Annotated in this window: 17 protein-coding genes and 4 pseudogenes; 12 read left to right on the forward strand and 9 right to left on the reverse strand. The window is 55.2% G+C overall.

The window, feature by feature from the left end; translation table 11 throughout:
- Window positions 1-588 precede the first annotated feature (588 nt).
- Window positions 589-723 (forward strand): annotated as a pseudogene (locus PCPL58_RS30415) (IS5/IS1182 family transposase); the annotation flags it as partial.
- A 20-nt stretch (window positions 724-743) separates the two neighbouring features.
- On the opposite strand, the gene PCPL58_RS00695 reads toward PCPL58_RS30415, so the two are convergent.
- On the reverse strand, window positions 744-2,357 hold the full coding sequence (locus PCPL58_RS00695) for a methyl-accepting chemotaxis protein (protein ID WP_031598748.1): 1,614 nt from the start codon (window positions 2,355-2,357) through the stop codon (window positions 744-746).
- A gap of 183 nt (window positions 2,358-2,540) precedes the next feature.
- Window positions 2,541-3,161: a recombinase family protein gene (locus tag PCPL58_RS00700; protein ID WP_065348589.1), complete on the reverse strand. Its 621-nt coding sequence runs from the start codon at window positions 3,159-3,161 to the stop codon at window positions 2,541-2,543.
- A 207-nt stretch (window positions 3,162-3,368) separates the two neighbouring features.
- Between PCPL58_RS00700 and PCPL58_RS00705 the strand changes: the two genes are divergently transcribed.
- The 7 genes and pseudogenes from PCPL58_RS00705 (at window position 3,369) to PCPL58_RS00735 (ending at window position 14,379) form a co-directional block, all read left to right on the forward strand.
- Window positions 3,369-3,707 (forward strand): type II toxin-antitoxin system RelE/ParE family toxin, encoded by a 339-nt coding sequence (locus PCPL58_RS00705; protein WP_054071658.1) that lies wholly within the window; start codon window positions 3,369-3,371, stop codon window positions 3,705-3,707.
- On the forward strand, window positions 3,707-3,994 hold the full coding sequence (locus PCPL58_RS00710) for a helix-turn-helix domain-containing protein (protein ID WP_002556002.1): 288 nt from the start codon (window positions 3,707-3,709) through the stop codon (window positions 3,992-3,994). The genes PCPL58_RS00705 and PCPL58_RS00710 overlap by 1 nt, the downstream gene beginning before the upstream one ends.
- A 61-nt stretch (window positions 3,995-4,055) precedes the next feature.
- On the forward strand, window positions 4,056-4,472 hold the full coding sequence (locus PCPL58_RS00715) for a TrfB-related DNA-binding protein (RefSeq protein ID WP_002556003.1): 417 nt from the start codon (window positions 4,056-4,058) through the stop codon (window positions 4,470-4,472).
- A 357-nt stretch (window positions 4,473-4,829) separates the two neighbouring features.
- On the forward strand, window positions 4,830-5,462 hold the full coding sequence (locus PCPL58_RS00720) for a hypothetical protein (RefSeq protein ID WP_065348596.1): 633 nt from the start codon (window positions 4,830-4,832) through the stop codon (window positions 5,460-5,462).
- A gap of 1,235 nt (window positions 5,463-6,697) precedes the next feature.
- Window positions 6,698-6,979 (forward strand): hypothetical protein, encoded by a 282-nt coding sequence (locus PCPL58_RS00725; protein WP_065348597.1) that lies wholly within the window; start codon window positions 6,698-6,700, stop codon window positions 6,977-6,979.
- Between the two features lies 1 nt (window position 6,980).
- Window positions 6,981-8,153, forward strand: a pseudogene (locus tag PCPL58_RS00730) (IS91 family transposase); the annotation flags it as partial.
- 486 nt (window positions 8,154-8,639) lie between these two features.
- A pseudogene (locus PCPL58_RS00735) lies at window positions 8,640-14,379 on the forward strand (type III effector).
- A gap of 200 nt (window positions 14,380-14,579) precedes the next feature.
- Here PCPL58_RS00735 and PCPL58_RS00740 read toward each other — a convergent pair.
- The 4 genes from PCPL58_RS00740 to PCPL58_RS00755 all read right to left on the reverse strand — a co-directional run bounded on the left by PCPL58_RS00740 (window position 14,580) and on the right by PCPL58_RS00755 (window position 16,084).
- Entirely contained in the window at window positions 14,580-14,852 is a 273-nt protein-coding gene (locus tag PCPL58_RS00740; protein ID WP_003348606.1) for a type II toxin-antitoxin system RelE/ParE family toxin, read from the reverse strand.
- Window positions 14,842-15,027 carry a type II toxin-antitoxin system RelB family antitoxin gene (gene relB / locus PCPL58_RS00745; RefSeq protein WP_005730485.1) on the reverse strand — a complete coding sequence of 62 codons (186 nt, stop codon included), beginning with the start codon at window positions 15,025-15,027 and terminating at the stop codon, window positions 14,842-14,844. Before relB ends, PCPL58_RS00740 begins: the two co-directional genes overlap by 11 nt.
- A 50-nt stretch (window positions 15,028-15,077) precedes the next feature.
- Window positions 15,078-15,356 carry a hypothetical protein gene (locus PCPL58_RS00750; protein ID WP_003320513.1) on the reverse strand — a complete coding sequence of 93 codons (279 nt, stop codon included), beginning with the start codon at window positions 15,354-15,356 and terminating at the stop codon, window positions 15,078-15,080.
- 92 nt (window positions 15,357-15,448) lie between these two features.
- On the reverse strand, window positions 15,449-16,084 hold the full coding sequence (locus PCPL58_RS00755; protein ID WP_065348598.1) for a recombinase family protein: 636 nt from the start codon (window positions 16,082-16,084) through the stop codon (window positions 15,449-15,451).
- Between the two features lie 246 nt (window positions 16,085-16,330).
- On the opposite strand from PCPL58_RS00755, the pseudogene PCPL58_RS00760 reads away from it, so the two are divergent.
- Together PCPL58_RS00760 and PCPL58_RS30420 are read left to right on the forward strand one after the other, a co-directional pair.
- Window positions 16,331-17,311 (forward strand): annotated as a pseudogene (locus PCPL58_RS00760) (Y-family DNA polymerase); the annotation flags it as partial.
- A gap of 114 nt (window positions 17,312-17,425) precedes the next feature.
- Entirely contained in the window at window positions 17,426-17,731 is a 306-nt protein-coding gene (locus tag PCPL58_RS30420) for a DUF4113 domain-containing protein (RefSeq protein ID WP_229687586.1), read from the forward strand.
- 33 nt (window positions 17,732-17,764) lie between these two features.
- Here the strand turns inward: PCPL58_RS30420 and PCPL58_RS31805 are convergent, their stop codons facing one another.
- The 3 genes from PCPL58_RS31805 to PCPL58_RS00780 all read right to left on the reverse strand — a co-directional run bounded on the left by PCPL58_RS31805 (window position 17,765) and on the right by PCPL58_RS00780 (window position 20,467).
- Entirely contained in the window at window positions 17,765-18,184 is a 420-nt protein-coding gene (locus tag PCPL58_RS31805) for a hypothetical protein (protein WP_229687585.1), read from the reverse strand.
- Between the two features lie 50 nt (window positions 18,185-18,234).
- A complete protein-coding gene (locus tag PCPL58_RS00775) occupies window positions 18,235-19,239 on the reverse strand; it encodes a ParB/RepB/Spo0J family partition protein (protein WP_005615818.1) in 1,005 nt (334 codons plus the stop codon).
- 100 nt (window positions 19,240-19,339) lie between these two features.
- Window positions 19,340-20,467, reverse strand: coding sequence for a ParA family protein (locus tag PCPL58_RS00780; protein ID WP_065348599.1), 1,128 nt, complete (start codon window positions 20,465-20,467; stop codon window positions 19,340-19,342).
- A gap of 739 nt (window positions 20,468-21,206) precedes the next feature.
- Here PCPL58_RS00780 and istA point away from each other — a divergent pair.
- Together istA and istB are read left to right on the forward strand one after the other, a co-directional pair.
- Window positions 21,207-22,706: an IS21-like element ISPsy20 family transposase gene (istA, locus tag PCPL58_RS00785; RefSeq protein ID WP_104685638.1), complete on the forward strand. Its 1,500-nt coding sequence runs from the start codon at window positions 21,207-21,209 to the stop codon at window positions 22,704-22,706.
- The gene (gene istB / locus PCPL58_RS00790) at window positions 22,699-23,502 is read left to right on the forward strand and encodes an IS21-like element ISPsy20 family helper ATPase IstB (protein WP_031598096.1); all 804 of its coding nucleotides are present in this window, start codon (window positions 22,699-22,701) and stop codon (window positions 23,500-23,502) included. The genes istA and istB overlap by 8 nt, the downstream gene beginning before the upstream one ends.
- The last annotated feature ends 458 nt before the right edge of the window (window positions 23,503-23,960 follow it).

Genomic DNA, 23,960 nt, shown 5'->3' on the forward strand with positions numbered 1-23,960 from the left:
CCTCGACCTGCAATCATCGCGTTTTTCGACCGGGATTGATTGCGTCTATCCGGCACCGCGAACCAGCATTGACTGCAAACGAACCTGCATCCAGCCACTTCGACCTGCAATCGAGCGCAACCGACCAGGATTAAATGCGACTGAAAAACCGATGATTTAGCGTCCATCAAACAGTGGTCTTCAGGAGCTGGGCTAAGTGCACATTCTGTTTCGTTACTCCCAAACCCTGAGTTCCAGAGCACCATAGTGGCGGTCACAAGATTCAGTCCTCCACCCCAATAGCGCTTTTGTCTCTTTAGGCTCTAGATTTTGTGAAAGTACTATATTAAAAATGAAAATCAACCCTATTGAGACATAAAAAACGCCTCAGACACGCGTCCCGCAAGGGTGTACTCGAATGAGACAGAAACAGCGTGCGCTCACTCGCAGTCAATTCCGGTTCATGACGGTCGATTGCAGGTCGGATCAGATGAATGCAGGTTCATTCGCAAATAATCTCGGTCTGCTGGCTCGGATAGACGCAATCAATCCCGGTCGAAAAATGCGATGATTGCAGGTCGAGACCATTTCGATTGCAGGCCGCTACAGGTAGTGGAGCGAACTCATGCCTGGAATGAGAGGGCTCGGCGACTGATCATGCACCACGATCGCCTTTTTGCGGTAAGCGAGGCCTGGGTTTGGTTGGCCGAGGCAAGAATACTCGCGCGCCGACTCACTACATGATTTTGTCTACACCCTCTACCCTATGTACTCAATCGTGAGATGACGTCATTTAGACCTATAGATAGGCCACTCAGGTTATTACTCGCTTCCTGAGTACGTTTGACGTTGTCCTGATTGGTACTGGCGATAGCCTTGATTTCTACCAAGTTGTGCGTGATGGCTTCAGCCACCGAGGTTTGTTCTTCTGCAGCTGTGGCTATCTGTCGGTTCATATCGCGAATTGCTTCAACAGCAGACGTGATGCGGCGCAACGTTGTGCTGGCGTTATTAACCTGCTCGACGCTTTCTTCGCTGCGAGTCTGACCTCCCTGGATAGCGATAACCGCATCTCTGGCACTGCTTTGCACCGAATCGATGATCTGATTGATTTCTGCGGTAGATACTGCAGTACGCTGGGCCAGAGTTCGTACCTCATCCGCAACTACCGCAAATCCGCGACCGGCTTCACCAGCCCGTGCCGCTTCGATGGCCGCATTGAGCGCCAGCAGGTTGGTTTGTTCAGCAATCCCACGAATCACTTCAAGAACTTTGCCGATCCGCACGCTATCGGTCTCTAGGTGCTGAATCACGTTTGCAGTGTTGCTGATTTCACTGCGCATCAGACTGATAGCTGTCATGGTTGACTGCATCACCTTGTCGCCTTCTTTAGAATAATGATCGGCGTCATCTGCGGCCTTAGCCGCCTGAGCGGCATGCTTGGCGACTTCTTGTGCTGTGGCCGACATTTCGGTCATAGCTGTGGCCACTTGATCGGTACGCTCGAACTGCTCGTGAGTGCCTTGGGCCATTAGAGTCGCAATCGAGTTCAGTTCGCTACCTGCTGCGTCTAGCTCGGAAATGCTGTGTTTGAGGTGCTTGAAGGTATCTGTCAGAAAGTCACGCAAAATATTGGCGGCTATAGCCAACTGACCTACTTCGTCCTGACGTGTAATGCCGACGCGCTCGCCAAACTTGCCTTGGCTTAGCTGCGAGATATAGCTAATCAGCATTTGAATCGGCGCGATCAGGCCACGATTGACCAACAACAATGTGAGCAGCCCAACAAGTACAGCCGAAGCAAGCATGATCACAGTGCCAAACATAATCGTTTGGTCCGCAGCTTTGCTGATAAGTGTCGCCTGTTCGTTACTGTTCTTATGCAGGCTTTCTACCAGTTGACTCATTTGCTCACTGACCGCTCGATCTATTCCTTTTACCACAGCGTCACCGACCATTGGATCACCACCGGCCGCGACAAACGCATCACGTCCTTTGCGATAAGCCAGCCCCAGCGTTTTGTGTTCGCTGATAAGTTTCTGCACTTGGCTCCGTGTCGAGTCCGAAACGCCCTGTACTTTCATAAGCTTGTCAAGAACTTCCTGGACCTGCTTTTCTTCCTTCTCGAATTGTGCCCAGATAGTGTTCAAGTCCGCCGATGCTTTACCGCGCAACAGCACGTTTTTCCATTCTTGGACCTGAATTTTGAATTTCAAATTGGCCTCATCGACCAATTGCGATACCTGTACCGGCCCCTCAAGCAAGCCGCGATAAGATTCTAAGCTATTGGAGAGGAGGTAAAAGCAGATCAGCGCGACCAGCGAAACCACGATCCCTCCCATCATGGCAAGAACCTGAATGCGAAAAGATTTAGCCATTAAAAATACCTCATGAAGGGATTACGGCGGTGCGCAATCTGGAAATTTTTGACCGCCCAGTAGGACGTAACAAGAATTGTTTTTACAATATCTGCTACACATCGGCTTCAGAAGAAAATTCTTAATGAACTTTATGCACACGGACGCCAAATTGCTCGACAAGTGCCTATTGGCCTTAACCGACTAACGTTGMGCCAGCTCGTCGCGGACCTTCATGACGGTCGTAGTTGAACACGCAGCGTGCCTCGCTACTGCGCGGATACCGAGACCCGCAGCCAGCAGCTCACGCACTCGGTTACGCAGCTCTGCGTCTACGGGTCTGCCTTTGTAGACGCCTGAAGCTTTTGCCTTCTCAATACCTTGCGCCTGGCGCAGTCTTCTTTGCTGATAGTCCTTCCTGGCAATCGCGGCCATCATATCGATCATCATGTAGTTGATGGCCGCCAGCATGCGGTCGGTGAACTCGTCCCCCGACTGGGCCGTCATGCCTTGATGACTGGTAGGCAGATCCACAGAGACGATCCGTATGCCTCGGTCATCGATTGCTGTTTTGAGGGATCGCCAAGCCTGGTCATCCATTCGCGACAGCCGATCGATGCTTTCCACCAGCAGCACGTCACCTCGGCGAGCATCTTTGAGTAGTCGGATTAATTCCGGGCGGTCGGCATGGCTGCCACTGGCATTTTCCATGTAGCACGATGCGATGGCCTTGCCGTAGCCGGAGACAAACGTTTCCAAATAATCGCGCGCTCGACTTGCGTCCTGGTCATCGGTCGATGCTCGAAGGTATGCACGAATGAACATCGGTAGATCTGTCTCATTTTGGGTGTAGTCAAATCATTGTATCAAATTGGGTGTACGTTAAGTGCGCAAAGCTGAAATCTGTTGGGGCTGATTTTCGTGTCACCTGGGGTATACCCTATGTTGACGATCATAAGTAGCACCATGTGGTGACAAAAATGCAGGTAAAATAAAAGAGACTAGATATACGTAATCACGTATAATTAGTCCATGAACAAAGTCCTCAAACAAATCATCTTTATGGGCTCAGCTCTAAACGACCTGAGAGCGTTCCCAATCTCTGCCCGCCGTGAGGCCGGCTTTCAGCTGGATAGGGTGCAGGTGGGCAATGAGCCTGACGATTGGAAGCCCATGACGACCGTTGGTCCAGGGGTACAGGAGATACGGATCAGGGACGCCCACGGCGCCTTCCGTGTGATCTACATTGCGAAATTCGCGACGGCGGTTTATGTCCTGCACTGCTTCCAAAAGAAGACGCAAAAAACGAGCAAGCATGACCTTGACCTCGCCGCCAAGCGGATGAAAGAACTGACTAAGGAGTTGAACTAATGACTGAATCAAATCAAGCCTTCAGCAGCGTCTGGGACGCCCTGGAGGACTCACCAGCCGAAGCAGAGAACATGCGTATTCGCAGCAGCCTAATGTCGGCTATCCGAGACTTTATCGAGGTGCGTCAGCTCTCGCAGGCTGACGCTGCGCAGCTGTTCAACGTAACGCAACCCCGCATTTCAGAACTCCAGCGCGGAAAGATCGACCTGTTCAGCGTGGATCGATTGATCAACATGCTCGCCCAGGGCGGCATGCACGTTGAGGTCAGTGTCAAAACTGCAGCTTGATACAGGTTACATGTGGTTGCGATTCCTGTAGTTTTGACTTCTTTCAGTCTGGTCTGCCCCTATGATTGTCGATCCTGACCTGCCTGGTCTTGCAACGAAGATCACTCAGAACTACAGCAACGCCCAGATTGCCCAGTTGATCAGGATGATCAGTCCTGTTTCACCCTGCGCCCTGATGGCTGCGGACGAATTTGAGCGGGTCATGGCCGTGCTTGCGGGCCAGAATCGACGTCGGGCGTTCTCCGATCGCTCGATAAGTGCTGCCAGGCTCGTCCTGGTCATGGGTGCCAGTGTGTCCGAAGCCGCCTTGGAGACTGGATTGACCCGGCAGGTGGTTCACAGGCTTATGGCACGCATTCGGGCGCGCCTGGAGGATTTGCCGGCTGATTGGGTCAAGGTTGAGGCCTGGCTTCCCCCAGCAGCTGCAGGTGATGTTCTGGCATTAGCTCAATCACTCAGATCTGCTCAATCGCAATAGGAGAGGCGTGCCCTGGCTGTTTAAGCCTCGGTGCAGCTTGATCGCTGGCAACCGCTGATGCGCGTTCCCCTCGCTGCGCTCAGGGCCGGGCTTTCGTGCTGCGCATCGAGCCAGGCCATGAAGCCGGCCCGTCTCGACCCTTCGGGCTTCAATCCTCGCCGGCAAGCCGGCTCTAACGCCTCCGGCCTCTCGGCCTGCGCGCTCCGCTTGCCGTCGCTGCCTGTACTTCCCGTATCACCTGCAGGCTTTGCTGCGCACCTTTCGCCGTGCGCTTGACGGTAGATCGAGCGCGGCACCTGACAAGGGTTCGGCTGCGCCCGCGACACTCCCCCGTTCAGACTCGCTTCGCTCCCTTACCTGCGCCGCCTGGATGGCGTTCATGGCGACCGGCGTACCCGGCGGGAGAAGTTTCTGGCCATCGAGCGCGTGGCCGAGCAGCTGCTGGTGCGTCTGGACCTGGCCACCAGCGTGCTGGGCTACATCGACCCTGCCAATGGCCGCTATGTGCTTAACACTCAGTGTGGCATTGCCGAGGATGCCGGTATCTCGGCACCGGCGCTGTGTCGCCTGATGAAAACCCTGGATGATGCGGGGTATGTGTACCGCCGTATTGAGCGCATTCGCCTGGACGAGAAGGACGATAACGGTCTGCACCTGGTGCGCACCCGCGTCCTGATCCGCTTCACCAAGCTTTTCTGGAAAGACCTTGGCTTGGCCTATGTTCATGAACGTGTGCAGAAGTCGGCCAAGAAGCGTCGCGATGCTCAGCTGCGCGACATAGGGCAACAGCGCTTGGCGGACATGGAAAAGCACTCTTTGGAACTCCAGCGCCGTGAAACGTCGCGTCAGCGCTGGCAGGCCAAGGAAAATCGGGAGGCTGGCGTACCGGATACGCAAGATGTCGCGGACTCCAGCGCATCGATGCCTGGCAGCAACAACGTGTCCAGTGCGCTAGACAGGCTCCTCGCGTCCATGACCAGGAAAGTCTAAGCAACTCATCACTTTGTCCGAAAACCGCATCCGCTCACGCGGAGGCATTGTCACGCCTGCGTTTTAAGGGAGGTGGGTGACCCTATGGCCAGGCACCACCAGGACCGCACGACGGTGCTGGTTGTGCCGTTTTTTGGCTGTGCCAACGGCTCTTTTTGGCCATTTTGCAGGTGTCGTTCTGAAGGCTTTGAAATAAATGAAATTTTATCCCCCCTTCAGTTACCCCTTTCAGGAAAAACAGGGCTTTACGCGGTGGAAACCCACCTCATAAAGCAGTAATGCACGCGCAAGTCGTGCCTTCGGCACGGCGCGTATATCTGCGCCTATACGCCGGTGAAACAGCCTGTCTAAGCGGCCCAGGGCGATGAAGCTGCCCTGCCCTGGCCTACGGCCACCCTACGGGCGCTTGACCCGGATTCTGAGGCCCAGGGCGACAAGTCGCCCCAGTCCTCAACCGGGCGCGTGTGCGCGCTGGCTTCGCATAAATATCAGAACCTATGTGGCCGCTGTTTGCCTTCAATGAAGGCATGCGTTTTGCGCAGTTGGTCGGCCTGAGTTGACGTGTGACCGCAGTGAGCCGTTAACTGTACATCCATACAGTTAACTCTGTTTCCAGCCAGGTTTGCATCATGAACGTCAAAATACTCGGTCGATTGTGCGGGCCCGGAAAGGTCATACCCTTCTACACTTTCAAAATCCCTGCCGGTTTTCCTAATCCTGCTGCGGACCACATCGAGCAGGACTTGGGGTTTGGGGAGCAACGGAACAGAAAGTGAATTTAAGCCCTAAAAGCATAGGTTATGCAGGTGATCGTTCACGGCTAAGCCCCCAAACCTTATGTTGCCAAGCTTTTTGTCAATTGAGTTGACACGTACGTCATCTTTTTTGATATACTCAAGGTGTCGTCACAGACTGGAACTTCGGAAACGAGGGGTGGCGATCCGGAGGCCGAAATGTCTCTCCGAGCCTTGGCTGGATAAGCACGAGATGTGCGAAAAGGTAGACCTTTAACGAGATTCACAGAGAGCCCTGGCACGTAAGTGTTGGGGCTTTCTGCTTTTCGGGGTTAGAGAATGATGCCTTGGGCCCGCTGGCTCAACACCCAACTCAAGTTGTGGTGAGGTCCTTTGTGCGGCAATCCGGAACTGGGCAGCCTGCGGCTGCAAATTGTGGGATTTTGAAATCGGTTATCATAGCCGAAATCGAGTCGATACCTCCTCAGCACAGGCTTACACATGGCGTCAGAGACAAAAAAACGTAAACGGGCGAGCCGGGCAAAAGCCAAGGCAAAGCAGACCCGTCTCCAACGCGCCGGGCATACTACCTTCGTGCCCGATACCGACTTTTCCTTCGATATCGATCCTTTCGGTGATGTCGATCTTTGTAGTTGCTGCCAGACAACGTATCTGAACGACATGTTTCCCGACGCTTCTTGCGTAAGCGTTTCGATGAGAGAAGGGCCAGGCGGATTCGCCATCACCGCCGTCATTCACCACGATGAGGAGCCATCCTGCTGACGTGGCCTCTGCACCGCCCGCTTACACACCTCGACCGCTCAAAAACCTCTTCACGGCCAACGGCTGCTGGGCAGATTTGCTGGAGGCCGGCGGTCTGCGCCAAATCGAAGTGGAGTCGATCAGCAAAATGCTCGCCTGCGGCACCTCGATACTGGGCGTCAAACACTACACCTGTGGCAATGAGCATTGCCCGCACGTCAAATACCTGTGCAACACCTGCCATTGCCGGGCCTGTCCCTCCTGCGGCAAAAAGGCCACCGACCAGTGGATCGCCGTGCAAAACAACCGTCTGCCCGACTGCCCCTGGCAGCATCTGGTGTTCACGCTGCCCGACACGCTGTGGCCCCTGTTCTTCTACAACCGCTGGCTGCTCGATGCGCTGTTTCGGCTGGCGGCCGATAACCTGATCTACGCCGCCAAGCGGCGCGGTTTGCGCGTCGGGATTTTCGGGGCGCTGCACACCTATGGCCGGCGGCTCAACTGGCATCCCCACGTCCACCTGTCGGTGACCGCGGGCGGCCTGGATGAGCAGGGCGTCTGGAAAAATCTGTCGTTCCACAAAGAGGCCCTGCGGCGGCGCTGGATGTGGCTGGTGCGCGATTACCTGCTGGGACAGCCGCTTTCGCAACTGACGATGCCGCCGCCGCTGGCCCACATCCTCTGTGAAAGCGACTGGCGCCGTTTGATACTGACCGCTGGCGGCCAGCACTGGCACATCCACTTGTCGAAGAAGACGGAAAACGGGCGAAAGACCGTCAATTACCTGGGCCGCTACCTGAAAAAACCGCCGATCTCGGGCAGTCGTCTGGCGCATTACACCTCCGGAGCCACGTTGAGCTTTACCTACCTGGATCACCGCACGCAGACCTATCAGCAGGAAACGCTAAGCCAGGCCGACATGCTGCGCCGGGTGGTGCAGCACATCCCGGAAAAGCATTTCCGGATGATCCGGTATTTTGGTTTTCTGGCCAATCGGGTCTGCGGGCAGTACCTGCCAAAGGTCTATGAAGCACTGAAGATGGCGACGCCAGGACCGGTATCAAAGCTGTATTTTGCGCAGATGGCCAAAGCCTTTCTAAACGTCGATCCGTTCCGTTGCGTGCTGTGTGGCGCACGGATGGTATACACGGCGGCAATCAGCGGGCTGACGGTGCAGGGACTGGTCCTCAACGCTGGACAATTTTTCTGTGTCCACCGACGCAAGTCCGGTCCAAACCCTGCAAACCCCACACGATTGAACGATCTTTTGATCGGTTTGCATGCAAAAAACATGTGTATGGCTCAGGCCCGGCCGGGCGGACTTGTGACAATCGCGGGAACCGATCTGGCTGTATCACCACTTAAATGACTGTCGTTTATTACAGCAACGGAGAAAGCTCTAATCGGTAGAACTCACAGTGTTCCGGGTCATTAGCGTGTAACGGAGATGTAGACCGCGTTCTCTTCGGCATGATGCCGTTGGTGCTTCGTGGGTAATAAACGGGATATAAAATTAATATACAGGAGTTTAATAATAACTATGGTAAAGGTTACCTCTTCCGGATTGACTGCCATTCCAGCGCTTCAACATACCGAAAGTGCCGCGCCCGCGGCCAATCCCCCTCCATCGCCAGAGCCTTCACCCATTGCTGCTGACAGCGAGTCATCTCGCAAGGGCGGCATGCGAAATCGGACTCATGCCAGTTTGAATAGCCAGACGCTTGGACTGCAAGCCGTGCCGTCACAACGCGGAAGGCATGTTCGGGTCGCAAGTCATACGGAGGGAGAGAGTGTCATTAATGCCTGGCTGGCAAAGCGACCGTCGGTTCAAAGCGAGACCAGTCTTGGTAACGATGGCAAGCTGGTGCGTTACACCGCCGTGAAGACGGAACCGCTGGCGCCGCGCAATGAGGCGTTTTTCACCTCTGTGCCGGGCATGTTGATGGCCGTGTCGACGGTCCATCCCGAGATGGAACATGGCATCAGCGGGGAAATCACCGCCGATGCTGTGGCTGCCCGGCTTGCTGAACCTCCAGTAGGGTTATTGACCGGGGTCTGGCAGTCCTCCCATGATCGAGCCTATCTGGAGCGCGGCGGTGTGGTTCATACCGCCAATATGGAAGAGCGCTGGACGCCGTTGACGCTGCCAGGCATGAACCCCCGAGAGCCCCTGCGAATGATTGGTTTGCAGGCGGATGGCGAGGTATATCTACACACCGGTAAACAACTGTGGCGCGCAACTGACGCGTCTGCCGAGTCCATAACCACTGAACGGCTTCCTGAAGGCGCGGCGCTGCGCATTGGCGCGGGTGGTCAGGTGCACGGGCTGCATGAGGGCGCGGTGCATTCAGATGGCATTTCCCGTCCAGTCGAGCTTTGGCGGCCAAAAGCTGGCGCCTTGGGGAGCGAGCAGAGTCCGGCGCATCCCGTTGATTTGCTGCCGTTGCCGGGTGGCACCGCTGCGCTGATCCTCGATGACAAAGGACGCATTTATCAGGCCGATCTGAAAGGCACAGGACCTGTTGAAGCCCACCGGCTGAAATTACCCGGCGATTTTGCCCAAGGGAAAGGTTGGGCCGTGACCGCTATGGGATTGTCCCGAGACGACACGGTTCACCTGATGCTGCAGGATCAGAACGGGCGGCGCATGAGCTTGCAGCGAGCGCCAGGCGAGGCGCTGTTTCGTCCTGCGTATCTGCTGGATCGTCCGTTGTTGCTGCTCTACACCGAGGGGCTGCATGTTCCGTCGGAAGCAGCAGTGCAGTCGCACGTTCCGCTTGATGGTCATGCGCAGCTGGGGCATATCGACGGCGTGCTGCATTATAAAGCGGCTCCTGATCAGCCTTGGGAACGGCTAAAGCAGTCGGGCGGCGAACCGCTGACGGGTGTGACCGCTCTCTATTCCAGCCCGTTGGGGTTTATCGACAGGAAACCGGTTTTCGCTTTACGGGGGGACGCCCGGCAGGTCGTCGAGCTCAAACTGGAGGGGCGTACATCCTGGTTGCCGAGCGATGCCGAACTTCCGCGTCATCCTGCGGGCGGTCCTTTGGCGGTGATACCGGATACGATCACGTTACGCACCAGCCTTATCGCGCAGTTTGGCGAGCCCGTACAGGCGCTGGCGGTTCACGGTAATCGCCGGGTCGTCGCGCTGACGGAATCGGGGCGATTCATGGCTGCCGATGCGGATAGCCGAACCCGCCGACTTCCCGCGTTGCAGCGCCCCATCGCCATCGCCGTAGGGCTCAGCGATCAGTTGCTCGTGCTGCATCACCCCCATAGCCACCGCCCCCAGTTGAAACGATTGAACGCGAAAGACAGCTGGGAGCCGGTGCCGATAATTCTGCCGGGTAGTGTTCACCCTTCAAGTCTTCGCGCTACTCGAACAGGGCAAATACAATTACAGCTGGGAGAAAACTGGCACACGTTGCTGCCGTCAATGACATCGCACGACAATCGATCCTTGCCGGCACGCGTCAAGCCTGAGCCGGATAGCGATGAACTGCCGACGGAGAACTTCCTTGCGGGTAGCAACGCTCTCGCCAATCAACAGCAAGCCAGTCGTCTCAGCACGCCGCATCATGACGCTTCGGTGGTTACGACGCTGGCGGGTACAACAGCCAACAACCCGTTGACGATGGCGTCGAGCGTAAAGGCAGTGGTTGATACGACCCGCGCTCAGGTGGGTGCGTTGACGAGGGATGTGTTGGGCTCCGTGGCGAACAGCGCAATGCGTTCCATGGCGCACACGTTGGGTGTCGTCCTGCCGCCTACGCCTCAGGAGAAGCGCTTGGCCACTTTCCATAATGAGGCGAAACAGGCTTATGCATCAGGAAAAATACTGTTCGAGCAGCTGCCGACGCTCGCACAAGTGCGGGTTGCTTCAGCCGTAGGGCCGTCCGACGGGGAAAAGTTCGGGCTGTCACATCAGCAAACGCAACGCTTGTTGACGCTGCGAGAAGAAAAGCTGGAAGCGCTGTTACGCGACTTGCGCAAGATCGGCTTTCATGAAGGCGTGATCATGGGCGATATGGGGGACGGTGACAGTGCGGACGGTTTGGTTTCTACCACCTCTACGCCAACGTTCCGGCTGGCCGAACTGTGGCGACGACAGCATTCGCAAGTGAATAAAGCGCTGTCTTCGGTCGGCTTGTCCAGATCAGAAGATATTTTGCCGAACCTGAATCAGAGTATTAAAGCCTTGGCGGGTGGCGCGGCGCTGCACCCTGATCGAATGGGCGAACGTGAGGCTGAGCTGTTGAGCGTCTTGTGCGAGGTCAGTGAAAAAATGATGCGTGCTGGCGTACGCTTGCCGGCGGATGATGGAAGCGCTGACAGTGCCAGCAGCCATGCGCCACACGGCTTGCGAACAGCAGGGCTGATTGCAGCTTTAGTTGATTATGATGCGCTGTTGACGAGCACCGACCCGCAGGCGCTGGAAATGACGGAGCGGCTTCAGCAAGATGCCAGGCTTGCGGCATTGTGCAAACTCGGTCTGTCTTCGTGGGTGCAATTAGCGGCCTTCGATGATGTGGTGACGACGTTTCGCGAACAGATAACGTTGTCGGGCTCGGCACGCCGTACCCAGTTGCTCAAAAATCTTGGCCTGCCGCCCAATGCCGCGCCGGACGAAATGGCGGCGCGCATGTCCGATTTGCTCCTGGATCTGTTCAACCGGAGCACCTTCTTCTCGACGCAATCGCGTGGTCTGGAATTGCGCGGTTCGTTGGGATCGGCTGACTGGAAACACCTCAATGCGTTTAGCGTCGGCGTAACGGGCGAGGCGCTTCAGGTGCTCGGCGTAGAGCGCATCGGCGATGGCAAGGATGGCGACGCCGGGCTGGTCGCTTTTTTTGTGCGCCATGCCAAAGCCTCCGTATCAGCGACGTCCGGGGTCGGTATCGACTTCAAGCCAGGCCCTGGCAGCGGCGGACGTGTTCTCGATTCGCGGCCGGGTCGCTCGATGAACTCGACTTGGGGAGGCTCCGGCAACCTCGGTATATCCGGTGCGTACCAGCATGGTCAGGGCGCCGCCGTGATCATCGCGCCTTCGACGATCTCCGACTTCGTGCGGCTGCTGTTCGATGTCAATCACCCTGACAGCACCCAAATCCTGCGCACAGGTGTGAACGGTGGTTCGATTGGTCTGGATCTGTTCGAAACCAATGTGAATGCCTCAGTGGGGGCGAACGTCAGCGTATCGCCCTTCAGCCTGAGCCAGAAATATGGACCACAGAAGCCGGCGGCAGGGGCAGCCGTCTCTGGCGCCGACAATCGGCGCAGCACTGCGTCGGGGGCGTTGTCGATAGGCGGGACGGCTCAGGCTGGCGCGCACTGGGGGCAAATGGAGTTACATCTGGATCACGCCTGGGCCGATATCATCGGTCTGGAATTTCAGGGCCGCACGGATTTCAACCTTGAATTCAATAGCAGCCTGAATCTGGGCGGCGCGCTGTCTTCCGCGCTGGGCGATAACCCGCAAAAGTTGATAAATGCGTCCACCGGGAACGGTAATCTGCAGCTCGCCGGCATCCGCGTTGCGTCAAGCGATGTGCAGTTGCCGACCGATGCTGCGGTTGACGACAAGCGCCGCGGCCCCTTCCTGTCGACGGCCAGCTATAAACGCACCTTCGATACCGAAGTTGCCAAGCCTGTTACGGCCGGGGAGTGGAGCCAGATGCGCCAGCGCCTTGCCAAAGCCTTTCCTGACAACATCGCAGAGTTGGGCGCGCTCGATTACCCGACCAGGCCCGGCGAGCGTATCGCGACCATCAAACAGGTGATTGACCGCATACAAGGCCCGAAGGCGCGCAGCGTGGAAGCCATCGGTGCCATGGATGGAAAGGCGTTGCGCCGTCAGCGTCTCGATGCGGCCAGAGAAATGGCGAGCGCCGGCAACAGCGTATGGCGGGCGAGCTCCGAAATCGAGCGCGCCTCGATCGTGGAGATGCTGCATCAGTTGCGTCAGCAGGAACAAAGCGCCGTCCAGAATCACGCCCGAGCCATTCCCGGCGCGCGCGTGGAATTCAACCTGTTCGGGCGTGAATCGCTGGAAACGGTGGTCTTTCACGCCATCGGTCATCTGGGGCTTGGCAGCAAGCTGAACGATCTGGCGGAGCTGCGTCGCCAGGTGCCGGGGCTTGATCAAGTCATGCTGAGTTTCCAGTCGTTGCCCAAGGTCAATCAGGTGCGTTACGTTTTCGAGATGCGCCCGCAGGCGAGGTTCGCCATCAATGATGCGCTACTGGCGCGCGAGCAGCAGGCTTCGGCACGTGCGCTCGATTTGCCAGGCTCCTCGGAAAGTGAATTGAATTGGCGCGGCGTTCTGGACAAGATCCAAGCCACGCCTGACCTTTATCGGCTAGCGGCGATCGCCGTCCATAACACCGATGAAAACCCCGTGACCTCCAGAATAGGGCTGCCGCTGCTGAATGTGTCGGCCACAGGCGCGACCTCGCATCAGTTGTTCGAAGCGGAAATCCAGTTCCGATACGGTCTGTATGACGGTCTGCAAGGGGTTGAATTGCTGGAGGCCGGAAACAGGGCGTTGCAGTCGCCGTTACGAGCATTACAGCAATCCGGTATTCAGGCTCTGGGGCAGAGAACCCAGGCCGGTGAAGTTCCGTATGGCCTCCCTTCGCCGCGCAAAGAGCCGCCGTTGCGCACCGCAGGGGATGCTGCTGCGCTGACAACCGATGACATTGCGCGAGAACTCGACGTTAAAGTCCAGCGTATGAATACTGCGCCATGAACGTGAGGCGAATGCGATCAGTTCGTTCCAGCAGGCTTATGGGATGGCGTCCGCGCTTATAGACCGGCTGCTTTTGCGCATTCCTGAATTGCCATTGCCTGAAATTGAGGACCGCGACGCAGATGGAGGACGTGTGCGGGGTGCATTTGCGTCGCTCAAACGAAATCATCAGGCACTGGATGAAGCTGTAAAGGCCATGCGCCAGGCTATCCAAGTGGTCTACTCGATACCCGGCAAGCAGACCAGGCAGAAGGAAGCTTCGGCTTTGGACCAAGTGCTCAGTGTTGAAAAAAGTCGGCGTTCGCTCGGACATGCCATGGAAATACTGGCTGACAGAGGGGGGGAAGCCAGCACGGCAACAGGACTTGAACTTAACAGTATCTCATCACAAGTGAATGACCTGGTCGCTCGCCGGGAAGCGTTGCTGATGCAACGTGAAAGCGGTGCTCAGGAGGGCGGTCTGGATAGCGAAGAGAGGGCGATGGAGCTTCGACACACCACATCATTGCTGCAGCGGCTGCGCGCCGACTTGCTCGGCGAGCGGCAAGCAATGGACGCTACTGCCAAGCGCCTGGACCAGGCAAACCGCGTTGCCCTCGAAGGTGAGCGCAGCTTCAGCGATGCCGTGCGTGATATGGCGTGGGGCGAACTCGATAACATGCCGCGGTAATCCCGTTGCTCACTGAAACAACAAAGGAAGCGACCTGAGCAGACTGTGTGAAAACACACTGATGAAGGCCCAAGCAAACGCCCCGACTTGTTCGGGGCGTTTTGTTTTGTATTGGGGGCCGCCTCAGAAAAAGGATTTTAAAGTACGTTAAGCTGAACTGATTTCAGTCGTTGTAGTGGCCGGAATCTTGTCGACGGCAGCTAGGGGTACTCTTGGCGGGCGTGCAGGACGTCCAAGATGCTGATGCGCTCTGTACCGACGCGGTAGACAACCAGGTAGTTGGGATGCACAACCGCTTCGCGCGTTCCTGGAACACGGCCGGGACGGTGGATGTAAGGGTGCAGGGGGAGAGCCTCGACCGTGGCCTCAAGGGTGGCCTGCATCTGCTCGGCAGCATAAGGGTTGCGCTCGGCTAGGTAGCCGGCGATTTCCTCCAGTGCCTCCAAAGCTTGTGGAAGCCACTCAACTAGCACGGCGGCGCTTTGCTTCGATCATGGCTCTGACGCGAGCCATTGCTTCATCGTGCGGCACGGGTGGACGCGGATCGGCCAAACTGTGCTCGATACGCTGGCGAAACCAACGGTCGTAATTGTCGGCCTGTTCCTGGGTCTCGAACTCCGAGACGCGAGGGTCAAGTTGAATGCTCATAATGCCTCCTGATAAAATTGTACGCCCAAACCGTCGAAATGACCGTCCTGTCATGTTGAGTGTTCTTTCGGCACCTGAATGACGCCATCAGCAATACCTTGGGCCAGCAGCTCCATCATTTTCGCGAAACGAAAAAATCCTGGATATTGCAGGCAGATGTAGTCCATTTGGATTTTTGATGAGCTGTCGAACACCTGTTTGAAAGCCAGCATATAGTCATAGCAGCCCTGAAGTAGCTGGCTATCGCCACTTTCTGTAGCTGGAAATCGGCTGGCATAATCATGGACTATCTTCGCCAGCTGGTGTTGCTCTGCGGATAAATCGAGCATTTTTTTGCCTGATGAAAGGGTTCGATACTGTTGACCAAGAGGCTGGAAATAATTCAGCAAGGTCACAGACGGTTACTGAACCAAGCAGCACCTCAGACATCTGCCTTAGCCGCCAGGTACTGCGTCCAAACGCGTTTTACCTGGCTGACGCTGACCCCTGCCAGCCGAGCAGTCTCTGCAATGCTACACCCGCCGCTTTTAAAGGCAATGATCTGTTCATGCACTTTAGCATTCGGCTTACGTCCTCTATATAGACCTGCGCTCTTGGCCAAGTCGATGCCTTGCCGCTGTCGCTCTCGCCGGTCCTCAAAATCGTCACGCGCTATTTGCAGTGCCACACGCAACAGCATGTCTTGTACGCCTTGCAACACCACCTTGGCGACGCCACGGGATGCCTCGGCCAATTCCGATAGATCTACGATGCCGGGCACCGCCAAGCGTGCGCCCTTAGCCTTGATAGCGTCCACAAGCCTTTCTGCTTCGACCAAGGGAAGACGGCTGATTCGGTCGATCTTCTCAGCGATGACGACTTCACCTGGTTGCAGGTCCTCGATCATGCGCAACAGCTCGGGACGGTCGGATCGAGCGCCCGAGGCTTTTTCGCGATAGACCGCAGCCACGTAGTAGCCCGATGCTCGCGCATTGCCAATGATCGCTTCTTGGCGCTTCAAGTCCTGGTCTTCGGTACTGACACGCAGGTACACCCGCGCAACATTGAGAGTCGTCATCACATGGCCCATTTTGGTATACCCATAGAGCCATGGCTTATCAGCTATGGCTCTATGGGTATAACAGCAAGCCTATAGAGCCATCTTGGAAAGAACCACCCTTTTGAACCATACCGAGCGCGAGTGGCGGGGTTTAGGTTGTTTTTCTGTTCCGTTACTCCCCAAACCCCGTGGTGGAAGATTCCGGCCATTACGACGACTGAAATCAGCTTAACGTACTGTAAAATCCGTTTTCTGAGGCGACCCCAAGTGGCGTCCATCGACGAAGCGTTTTTAGACCTGACCGGGATGCCTGGCAATATGACCGAACTGGGCAGATCGATACGATCCAAAGTCCATCGCTGCACCGGAATTCCCGTGGGGGTGGGGATTGCACCGACCAAGACACTGGCCAAGCTGGCCAATCACACGGCAAAGCGTCTCCAGGCGCACACCGGCGGGGTCGTGGACATCTGCGACCCTGTAAAACGTGATTGGGTGCTGCGCAATACCTCTGTCGGAGAAGTCTGGGGCATTGGTCGAAAAATGAAAGCGCATCTGGAGGGCATGCGGATCCTGTCGGCCAAGGACCTCGCTATGGCGGATCCCTGGATGCTGCGCAAAACGTTTAGCGTTGTGATCGAGAAAACTGCACGGGAGCTGGCGGGTACTGCGTGCCTGGAGCTGGACGAAGTCGAACCGCCACGCCAAGAGATTTGTTGCAGCAGAATGTTCGGCAAACGACTGACCGAGCTGGGGCCGATCAAGGAGGCGGTGGCCACCTACATGATGCGTGCGTCTGAAAAATTACGTGCCCAGGGCTCCGTGTGTAAAAAGATCAGGGTGAGTATCCGCACTGGCATGTTCAATCCTGACGAGGCCAAGTATGCGAATGGCGCACTGGTCCAGCTGCCCTACCCCACCAACGATGTGAGGGTGATGACCCAATACGCGACGGAGGCGGTTTCGCGGATATTTCGTCCAGGCTTCAGGTACAGCAAAGCAGAAGTGCTGCTGATGGATATCTGCCAGCCAGGCGAATTTACCGATGACCTGTTCACGACCAATCAGCCGGTGAGTTCGGATCGACTGATGGCTGCTTTGGACATGATCAACGGCAAGTGGGGACGTGGGACGCTGCGTACAGGATCAGTACCTGCCACACCGGACTGGGGCATGCGGCGTGAGCTGATGAGCCAGAGCTACACGACGCGGCTTGATCAGCTGTGGGTTGTAAAGGCGAAGTAATCAGGGTTTTGGGATGATCCGCCGTGTGCCTGAAAACCTTAGCGTACGATTTTTTCCGAATTCTCTGGCTCCCCTAACGCACAACAAAACCGCCAAAGAAAGGCGGTTTTTTTGTTGGCTGATCGGTTAGAGGCTGTCACACGTATCTACCGGCCCGGGTTCAGGTACAGCAAAGCAGAAGTGCTGCTGATGGACATGTGCCAGCCAGGCGTGTTTACCAATGACTTGTTCTCAATCGCACAGCCATTGAGCTCCGACGTGCTGATGGCTACCTTGGACCTGATCAACGACAAGTGGGGCCGTGGCACCCTGCGAACAGCATCAGTACCGGTTACGCCTGATTGGGGGATGAGGCGTGATCAGATGAGTCAGAGTTACACGACGCGCCTGGATCAGCTATGGGTTGTAAAGGCCAAATGATCAAGCGCGCCAGTGAAGTGATAACTCGTTGGCTTACCTAGCCCGCCAGGTGAAATATGCAATGCCATATCCGCCGAACAGGATGAGAGCCCATCCACCCCACTGAGTATATCCATTTGCCCACCATTCCAAGTCTTGATACTCACTAGGCAGGCCGGGGAAATACAGCGACTTGGTGCCCCAATACTGCATGGCTGGCCACATACCGCTCCAGAGAGTGGAAAATGCCAACGGTAAAAGTGCCCTGAAGCCGAGGAACCCATTTGTCAGCTCGCTCCAGACTGCATAGCCAATCATACCCAGGGCCATTAAAAGCGCTAAAAGTACCCGCCCCCCGGCTGTGATGTCCACGCCCAGGTAGTCTGAAAACGCCTTGGCAACAACGTAACAGACCATGGCAAGGCCCAAGGTAAATGCAAGTATTTCAGCTCCGCGATTTTGATTTCTATCCATTTGGTTATCCTTTTTCGTTGAAATTATCCAATCTTTGCGCTGATTTTGGTTCACTGGCCCGACGGGGACTCATCAGCTTCTAGGATTTGAGCTTTATCCAAAGAATGCAGGAATGTCAAAAATTCCTGAGCGAGTTTTGTAGCGTCAATTCCCTTTGCACACTTGACCTCAACCCTGTCACCCAGAATACGCAGTGTCCCTATCCCGTCTACTGCACTTTTTTTTGCCTGCTTTGCTTCAGGTCTGCTTACCGAATCAACTTCACGTCTTATCAATTTCAGTGCAGCTTCTTGTGGCAGTCCAGTTGAAGCCATTTTTTCGACCACATTTACTACTAAATCTTCATTGATAGTGGATAGGTCTTTGAAATCTTTAGCGTAATTCGCCGTGATTAGCGCTGGATGCCCGTCCAGTATTGTGCGTATGCTCTCGGGTAATTGTGTCAGCTGCAGGAGACGGCTGATCACTGAATGATTCGTACCTAGTCGCCTTGCTAGAGCACGCATACTCGAATCTTCACCATTTTTGAGAAGACAGTAATAGCTACGAGCTTTCTCATAGTCTGTGAGGTCTTCCTGGTCGTTGTCTGTCAACGCCAAAAGCATTGCGAGATCATCTGACATGGGCTTGACCATAGCTTCTATGGTCATGTTGCCGATGAGTTTAGAAGCTCTCCATCGACGCTCCCCGCCTATCAACTCAAAAAGTCCGTTCGGCAGCGGCCTGACAAGGATTGGCTGTCCCAGACCAATTGTCTGGATTGACGTTCCAAGATCTTCGAGTGCAGCCTGATCGAAAACTAATCTTGGCTGAAATGGTGATTTTACTATCTGGTCAACATTCAGAATATGGATAGCGGTCCTGCTTGAGGCCGCTTCTGAATTCGGCACCTGTAGTTGTGGTGATTCGGAGTCTTGGCTCATTCTTTGAAGCATCGCGGCCCTCCCTGTCGGCTGCGCCGTCGTTGAGTCAGGCGTGGTTATCGGCGTCGGTGCTTTCAGCCCTTTGATGGCTGGGCCGACTTTAGGTTTTCCCGGGAAATCATCGGATTTCATGATTATTTATCCGTTTCTTAGTGGTGCTACTAGCACCAGTCGGTGTTTGTGGTGCTACAAGCATCAGTGAGCGGTGGTGCTAGAAGCACCATGTTTAAAATCAGGCGGCCAAGCTGCGAATCTTCTGCAAGATTTCACCAAAGACAAGCCTTGCAGTGTCGATGGTTTGTGAGTTCGCCCTCTTCCACAACATGAGAGGAATACCATCATCCAGTGACTTCGAATAATCTTCGGAAAAATAGATTTTTTCCTCAGTTACCTGCCCAGGGAAAAGCGTGTTGAGTGATTGAAGATTTGCTAACAACCTAGCGCGCTTGCGAATAAACATCGTAGGAATAGCCATGAGAGCAGGCGCATAGCTGTACTCTTTTGCGAATCGAGCGCACCACTCATACAACCTTAACAGTGCTCTGAACGAAAATTTGTCCATCCGAACGGGGCACAACAATAGATCGCTAGCTGCAACTGAATTCTTGGTCAATCGAGAGCCAGCAGGCGCGTTGTCAATAATTATCAGGTCATAAACAGAAAGGTCACATCCTGGTACTTTTCCTGCATTTGCGTCTTCGATGAATCGGGCATACCACATATCCGAATTGTTCGAAGCATCGAGCGCAACAGCCAAATCCTCAAGATATGTGTCAGCCGGGATGAGATGAATGCCGTTTTCGCCAAAAGGTTTTTTGATCACATCAGCGAGCACCTTTTCTGAAAAAGGCTTCATTCGAAGCAACGGGCTGAGAAGATTGCCAAAATGTCCATCCACCAGCCGATCTGAAGGAATATTCATGTCGACGAGATCATCTGGGCTGAGGTCGGGGTCATAACCCAGCATGTTTGAGGTATCACCCTGAGGGTCATTATCGATAATTAGTGTCTTAATCCCTGCAAATTGAGCGCTAATAGCAAGGTTGACCGCGGTAGTGGTCTTGGCAGTCCCGCCCTTTGGCACGAAGGTTGAAGCGACAATTTGACGACCAATTGGTTTGAGATGGCCTAGCGACCGACGCAGCGCGGCGATGTTGAAAAGATCCGAGGCCGTGTAGACCCTGGATGTAGACGACCCACGCTTTATGCGTTTGATGTCCAAGCCGTGTTCTTCTTCAATGGCCATAAGTCGACGCGTAGTCAGACCGAAGCAGCCAGCGGCGTACTGAGGCGTATAAAGAATGGAGTTGAAGTCTACAAAATTCTGCTGTTCAGCTATTTCGTTATCGGCAGGAGTCATGCGCGAGGTCGCCTACTAGATGAGTGAGACTTTCACTATAGTTCGTGATTTTTAATAAATAAAGCCTTTGTTCCGGTATTCATTATTATTTAGCTGTTTTAGCAGAATTTATTTGCTTCTGCCTTTAAATCTAGTGGAATGACAGCGTTCGTGTGATGACCTTAGCTGGAAGAATGGCTAACTCAGTGGGCGGCTGCTGTGTGCTGCTGATACGTGGCCGCGCTACTGGCTGCATCACTTGCAGGATGGCAATTCTCTGCGATTGCAGCCGAATCCACTTATGGACGAGGTTTGCGTTGAGACTGTGGCTCAGTGCGACGCTGGCAATCGAAGCACCGGGCTGAGCACACTCTTGATGCATAGGAATTTCAAAATGCCTATGCATCAAGCTGACGCTATGGAAGGAGGCGTCATGCCTTCATAGCGATGGGTAGGAAGACGCTGATGCGTTACTTATGCAGTGAAAATCCCTATCAATCCGCATTAACGCAGGTTATTTCACCGCGAAGCCTAGGTGCGGACGCACCTTCCCCCTGTCAGGGCTTCACGTACCTCATCTGCGCGATCGCCTGAGCGTTGAGGACCAGTCCCTGCACCGTCAGCCCGCTGATTGCCGCCGTGTATTGTTGCCGCTGACCGAAAACTGACCCAGTAGAGGCTGTTCTGCCGACTGAAAACTGACCCAGGTGTTCAACTGCTTCTGCTCACTTTTTGAGCAGGAGAACACAGGGTGATCAGCATGGAAATGTTGGGAAAAATCCGGCGGATGTACTTCCGCGACAAGCTCTCGCTGCATCAGATAGCCAAGCGTACCGGGCTGTCGAGAAACACCATCCGAAAATGGGTCAGAGCGCCCGAAGCCAATCAACCAGCGTACCAACGGTGCGCATCCTTCAATAAGCTCAACCCTTTTCACGAGACCTTAGAGCAGGCGCTCAAGGCTGATTCGTTCCGGCCAAAACACAACCGTAGGAGCGCCAAGGCACTTTTTGAGCAGATCAAGGCCGAGGGTTATGACGGCGGTTACAGCCAGCTCACGGCGTTTGTCCGCTCTTGGCGGTGCGAGCAAGGCAAGTCTGTACGCGCTTTTGTACCGCTGACTTTTGCCCTCGGTGAGGCCTTTCAGTTTGACTGGAGCGAAGAAGGCCTGCTGATCGGTGGCCTGTTTCGACGTATCCAGGTCTCCCATATGAAGCTGTGCGCAAGTCGCGCGTTCTGGTTGGTTGCGTACCCCAGTCAAGGCCACGAGATGCTGTTTGATGCCCATACACGTTCGTTTGGAGCGTTGGGTGGCGTGCCACGTCGCGGCATCTACGACAACATGAAAACGGCTGTCGACAAGGTTAACAAAGGCAAAGGCCGCACGGTCAATGCCCGGTTTTCCGTGATGTGCGCGCACTATCTGTTCGATCCGGACTTCTGCAACGTGGCCTCTGGCTGGGAGAAAGGCATCGTCGAAAAGAACGTGCAAGACAGCCGGAGGCGAATCTGGCTCGATGCTCAAAATTGCATGTTCCATACCTTCGAGGAGCTGAACGTCTGGCTCGGCCAACGCTGTCGTACGCTCTGGGCTGAACTTGTACATCCGCAGTACAACGGTTTGACGGTGGCAGAAGCCCTGGAGCTGGAGCAGGCTGAAATGATGCCGATGCCGACGGCCTTTGATGGCTACGTGGAACGCACCGTCCGTGTCTCTAGCACCTGCCTGATCAGCGTGGCGCGCAATCGTTATTCGGTGCCTTGCGAGCGTGTGGATCAATGGGTCAGCAGCCGTTTGTACCCTTCGCGAATCGTGGTCATTGCCGACGAAACGGTGATCGCCAGTCACGAGCGCCTCTTTGATCGAGATCAGATCGGTTTTGACTGGCAGCACTACATCCCACTCATCGAACGCAAGCCTGGTGCACTGCGCAATGGCGCTCCATTTGCTGATCTGCCAAAACCGTTACAGCTTCTTAAACGCGGACTGAGGCGTCACACCAACGGTGATCGAATCATGATGCAGGTACTGGCTGCTGTGCCCATCGCCGGTCTCGAACCAGTGCTGGTGGCGGTGGAGCTGGTACTTGAATCGGGAAGTCTGAGCGCCGATCACATCCTCAATGTCGTTGCCCGCCTGACCTCCACCGCACCACCTCCCTGTGTAGAAACCAGCCTGCAACTCAAAGTGGCGCCGGTTGCCAATACAGCACGCTACGACCGGCTCCGTACGACCGATGAGGAGAATCGCAATGCGTGACCTAATGACTGAACTCAAAGAACTGCGCCTGCACGGCATGGCCAGTGCTTGGGAAGAACTGGTCTCTCAAGGAACAGCGTCGACGGCTTCATCGAAATGGCTGCTGGAACATCTGCTTCAGCAGGAACATGCGGATCGCGCGGTGCGCTCGGTGAATCATCAGATGAACATGGCAAAACTCCCCATGCACCGTGACTTAGCTGGCTTTGACTTCAGCGCTTCCAGCGCTGATGCCCGGCTGGTCAGCGATCTATCCAGCTTGGCGTTCACTGAAACCGCGCAGAATGTCGTGTTCATCGGCGGCCCTGGCACCGGGAAAACACACCTGGCCAGTGCCTTGGCTGTATCCGGAATCACGGCCTACAACAAACGCGTGCGCTTCTTTTCCACGGTGGATCTGGTGAATCTGCTGGAGCGTGAGAAGTACGATGGCAAGGCAGGGCGAATCGCCCAGGCACTGCTGCGCACAGACCTGGTGATACTGGATGAACTCGGATATTTGCCCTTCAGCCAAAGCGGTGGCGCCCTGTTATTTCACCTGCTGTCCAAACTGTACGAACACACCAGCGTGGTCATCACCACCAACCTGAGCTTCTCGGAATGGTCGAGTGTGTTTGGCGACGCCAAGATGACCACCGCGTTGCTGGATCGGCTGACACACCACTGCCACATCGTCGAAACGGGCAACGAGTCCTACCGCCTACAACACAGCACATTGGCTGCCCAGACAAAGATCAAAACACGCGAACGAAAGCGAAAGGACGGAAATGATATCGAGGACGATGAGCCATTTTGATCCGCACCATAAATGCCCTGCTGCATGCGGTGGGGCTTGATGCGTCTTCAATCGGAACACTGCTGCTAAGCTTATCCACAATTGCTGGGGCAAAAATCAGCAATCCGTCCTGGGTCAATTTTCAATCGGCAGGGTGGGTCAGTTTTCAATCAGCGCCAACAGCGAGTGGTCACTCGCAAATAATTCCGGTTCATGACGGTCGATTGCAGGTCTAATCAGATGAATGCAGGTTCATTCGCAAATAATCCCGGTTTGCTGGCTCGAATATACGCAATCAATCCCGGTCGAAAAACTCGATGATTGCAGGTCGAGGCCATTTCGATTGCAGGTCGTTACAGCTAGCTACCGCTCTAGACTGGATCGAGCTTGGTACTGATCAAATGACACCGTTACAACGTCAGGTTTGGGAGCGTTACAAGAAGCAAACCGCGCAGTTTGCAGAGGATATGCTTTTAGCT

It is taken from the genome of Pseudomonas cerasi, assembly GCF_900074915.1.
Taxonomy (GTDB): Bacteria; Pseudomonadota; Gammaproteobacteria; order Pseudomonadales; family Pseudomonadaceae; genus Aquipseudomonas; species Aquipseudomonas cerasi.

Coding starts and splice junctions, on each gene's coding strand:
- PCPL58_RS00695 (WP_031598748.1), bottom strand. CDS start 2,357: ATGGCTAAATCTTTTCGCATTCAGGTTCTTGCCATGATGGGAGGGATC.
- istA (WP_104685638.1), top strand. CDS start 21,207: ATGGAAATGTTGGGAAAAATCCGGCGGATGTACTTCCGCGACAAGCTC.
- PCPL58_RS00780 (WP_065348599.1), bottom strand. CDS start 20,467: ATGACTCCTGCCGATAACGAAATAGCTGAACAGCAGAATTTTGTAGAC.
- PCPL58_RS00750 (WP_003320513.1), bottom strand. CDS start 15,356: ATGCTCGATTTATCCGCAGAGCAACACCAGCTGGCGAAGATAGTCCAT.
- PCPL58_RS00715 (WP_002556003.1), top strand. CDS start 4,056: ATGATTGTCGATCCTGACCTGCCTGGTCTTGCAACGAAGATCACTCAG.
- PCPL58_RS00705 (WP_054071658.1), top strand. CDS start 3,369: ATGAACAAAGTCCTCAAACAAATCATCTTTATGGGCTCAGCTCTAAAC.
- PCPL58_RS31805 (WP_229687585.1), bottom strand. CDS start 18,184: ATGGATAGAAATCAAAATCGCGGAGCTGAAATACTTGCATTTACCTTG.
- PCPL58_RS00710 (WP_002556002.1), top strand. CDS start 3,707: ATGACTGAATCAAATCAAGCCTTCAGCAGCGTCTGGGACGCCCTGGAG.
- PCPL58_RS00775 (WP_005615818.1), bottom strand. CDS start 19,239: ATGAAATCCGATGATTTCCCGGGAAAACCTAAAGTCGGCCCAGCCATC.
- istB (WP_031598096.1), top strand. CDS start 22,699: ATGCGTGACCTAATGACTGAACTCAAAGAACTGCGCCTGCACGGCATG.
- PCPL58_RS00755 (WP_065348598.1), bottom strand. CDS start 16,084: ATGACGACTCTCAATGTTGCGCGGGTGTACCTGCGTGTCAGTACCGAA.
- PCPL58_RS00725 (WP_065348597.1), top strand. CDS start 6,698: ATGGCGTCAGAGACAAAAAAACGTAAACGGGCGAGCCGGGCAAAAGCC.
- relB (WP_005730485.1), bottom strand. CDS start 15,027: ATGAGCATTCAACTTGACCCTCGCGTCTCGGAGTTCGAGACCCAGGAA.